3 protein-coding genes are annotated in these 3,819 nt (G+C 36.9%); all 3 read left to right on the top strand.

Translation table 11 applies throughout. The features are described 5' to 3' along the window. Positions 1–282: STAS domain-containing protein (locus tag CUU66_RS23285; RefSeq protein WP_142383772.1), on the top strand; the 282-nt coding region annotated here is incomplete at its 5' end. Between the two features lie 1,229 nt (positions 283–1,511). Beyond that, on the top strand, positions 1,512–2,864 hold the full coding sequence (locus CUU66_RS23275; RefSeq protein ID WP_101645788.1) for a hypothetical protein: 1,353 nt from the start codon (positions 1,512–1,514) through the stop codon (positions 2,862–2,864). Between the two features lie 128 nt (positions 2,865–2,992). Next, a complete protein-coding gene (locus tag CUU66_RS23270) occupies positions 2,993–3,229 on the top strand; it encodes a hypothetical protein (RefSeq protein WP_101645787.1) in 237 nt (78 codons plus the stop codon). The last annotated feature ends 590 nt before the right edge of the window (positions 3,230–3,819 follow it).

Here is a 3,819-nt window from a genome sequence, read left to right as displayed (position 1 = left end):
GAATCTGAAAGAGTTGAACATATTTTTAATTGGGTTGTACCCGAAATTTCTCGATTAAAGCTTGCATACCTTATTATGGATTTTTCCGGAATTGTTACTATTGATACATATGTTGCAAGTCAGTTATTTAAAATAAATGATGTTCTTCAGTTGTTGGGAGTAAATATGGTTTTTACTGGTATTCGTCCCGATTTAGCAAAAAAATCTATTAGTGCCGGAATCGACTTTTCATCGATTAAGACGTATGGATCTGTTTTAAAAGCGATAGAAGTTATAAAATAATAACATATACTTCTAATCAATAATAAAAAGGCTCATTCATTATAAACATTGACTGGTCATTTTATAAAAGGTTCTTACCAGATACTATACAGGTTTTTGTTGTACTTTGGTCTTTTGGATTTATACAAGAATTGTTTGGAACACCTTTTGAAAAAATGGTTTGTTCGTTAGTATTGCTTATTGGAGTTATCTCGAACTTGCGTATGGCGATTGAAAAAAAATAGATGTAACTATTTAATTAATAAGTTTGTGAACAATTACACTTAAACTAAAGGGTGCGTTAATTGAAGTAGCATCGATATTTTTGACCACATTTTGACCACTAACCATGTTATGTGAATTTTTATAATATTGCAATCAATTATTAAAGAAGCCCATCTCTCCAGGCTTCTTTAATAATCCATTTAATTTGTATTTCTTCCTATTTTATAAACATATTAAAGAACGTAAAAAATACGGTCTTAAAGGCGCTCTTCGTGCACTTCAGTTCTCAAAACCGTTAATTATCAACACTCCAAAGGCTCTCAACCAATTTGCTTGGGGGTCTTTTTTATGCCAAAAACACTGTTTTGACCACGAAAATACTTTTGACCACATCTGAGCACTTATCATAACGATCCTCTGCTACCTAGGATGCCTTTTAACACCCTTCTTCCCGAATTTTTCTTTTTTAAAATTTCTTATGTACCCGAGATATTTGCTGAGGCAATCAAAATTTAATGAATAATTATTTGTTAAATAACCAGAAAAGAAGTGTGCCCGGAAGTTGTCTCATTAATATTTTAGAGACATTAAACAAGAAATCGCGCAGTACAAAATTTAACTTATCAGTGAGGAGTATAAAGAGTGTATCCTACTTATATCAATCCTTATAATGTTTTTCAGCAGAATCAACAATATATAGAGGGTTACTATAAAGAATTATGGACAGATATAACTGAAAATTCTTCGTCTCACAGACTATTAGTTTTCCACCAAGTTTGGGAAAATTACAAAAGTGAATATCTGGGAGCTATAGGTATAAACTCCTAATCTCAGGCAGAAACTTGTCGGAAGTCCCCTCATAAAGAGATTCCGGATTCGGGAAAATTTTAATAAAGTGGGTATTTCTACCAAATAATATTTTCCTGTTTTTATCAAGTCTGTAATAAATAGGGTGATTTCTAAGGGGCGATGGGTTAATCTATTCCCAGAGGCCTCGAAGAAAAAAATCAAAGGGAGACAAGAAAATGTTAAAACAGACAGCATTAAAAGTCGCATTGAGCGGCGTATTACTAACAGGGATCGTGAGCTCTCCATTTTCCTTAAATACGGAAAGGATAATCTCTTATGCAAGCCAGGAACAATCCCAGTATGCCAAACCGTTGGACAAGCTGGTGTTCATTTCATCCACTGAGTTGGGCGAAAAGATCAAACATATTAAAGGTGGCAAAAAAGATGAAACGCTGGACAAGCTAAAAGACAAAGTGAAGAAGAATGCCTTGGAGGTTAAATCGGTCAAAAAATCAGGAAGACTTGATAAGAAAAACAAAGATCTAGTAGAATCAACGGACATTGCAGCCAATGTTGATGACGTAAGAAAAGATGCTGATTTACAAGCCTATCTGCAAACTGCACTTGATGAAGGGAAGAAAGTCTATCTTTATGGAGAGACATCCCTTGAAGAGTACAAGCAATTGCTTAACATTGATAAAATAAAGGTCAAAGCAAAAGACCTCCAGGGATACATAGAATTTGGTGCAAGTGCTGAAGATGTTAAGGCTGAAAAAGGCGAATTCAAAGAGAATGCTCCAGTGGCAGACGCTGTGAGCAATATCATCGGATTCTCAAAGAACGGTAAAGAAAAGCGTCAATTTGTCGATATCAGCATTGCCGCTTATGACGATGAAGGGAACTCAATTGAAAACAAAGAGGATTTTTATATCCAGAACATCATGGCCGAACAAGCTGAGATGGTTGAACTAGATGAAGCAGAATATCCGGAAGAAACGGCTCTAATTACATCAAATAAAGCAAACGCAGCCAGCTCAATGGTTAAAGAGGCGTATGGCGCCTACTCCTTAGCTGTAAGCGGTTCAGGAACAACAATGGGGCGTGTCGATATGGACTGGGAGCTTCTTCTGGCAAATCGTTCAACTGACAATAGCTCTACATACGATTATTTTACCCTTTCACCTTTGACACAGGCTAATGCCTATAATGGTGCGCAGGCAAGGGCAATCTGGCAGGATCTTGATATACCAATTGATGGCGACGAATTAAAAAATTGGACACCGCAAGGAGACAGCGCTAAATCAAGTTGGGACCTAACCATTGGATTCCCTTGGGCTTTCAGTGCAACCATGGGTTTTGGTGATGCAGTCACTGTCGATGATCAGAGCAGTACCGGATATGATTACGCAAGATGGAACGTGACAGATGGTGAGTTGGATGATGAAGTGTTTAAGGGCACGGCCGGTTGGGCATCAACTGGCACTTATGCAACGGCATCTTATGCTGCAGCTGTTACCGTCCAAATATACAGCGGAACACAATATAAGACTGCAGCAAAACGTTTGTCTGTAAATTACGACTATAGTTAATACTGTTTAATGAGGAAAAGCAGGGTTGCAAAACTTTGCTTTTTCTTTTATGAAAATTTATGTAGATTTTGATGTTAATGGTAAAGTAGAATAAAGAAAATAGAACAACGGGGGGGGGAACTGGAAGAATGAAAGCATTAGTGGGTATTTTTATAGCGGTGCAAGCCATCCTGACAGGATTAATCCTACACGGGATGCATTCCATATCGGATTCGATCATAATGGCATCAGTACATCAAAAGAGAGATGATTTTACAATCAGTTGGGGGGGCAACCTGGATAATACTACTTATATTTTACTGGGTGTTATTGTAATCGCAGGTGTCTATCTAATGGTTGCGGATATACTTAAAAATGGCAAATAAACACTGGACCTCGTGTACAGCTGTCATTATCCTTTTGCTATACATAAGCTATGAAATGAATCAAGCAGTTGATTACTTACGTAATATATTTGACCAATTAATACTGACGGGAAATAATCGGGGCTCAAACGCCCTCTTTTTTTTTGCTCCTTTTGAACAGAACTAACCAAGTGTGACTGATCTACCGACTTATTATTCTGAATATCATCATAAGCAGTATGGAAAAGTGAATAAAAATATATGATCCTTCTAATACCCCATCCAAATGTTCATACTTATCCAGAATGCGAACCATTATCTTAATTTGTTCTTTATCCGACAAAGAAACATTGTATGTGCTACAGCTTCCGTAAATCCAGACCAATTATATTGTGACTAAGACTGTTGGCCATGTGTTGACGAATTGTTGACGAAAAACAACAACAACCTATAATAACCAACTATAAATAACTTTATCTAATGGGAAGAAACCCTTATAAATCAACACTTGATAACAAATGAACCACATATAGATACAGTATCACCGCACCTTGACAGGGTAGGGGTCGGGGGTTCGAATCCCTCTCAGATCATCAAAGCAGGAAGTCTCA

The organism is Peribacillus deserti, from assembly GCF_002863585.1.
Classification (GTDB): domain Bacteria; phylum Bacillota; class Bacilli; order Bacillales; family DSM-1321; genus Paraperibacillus; species Paraperibacillus deserti_A.
This window is presented reverse-complemented; position numbering and strand designations above follow the sequence as displayed.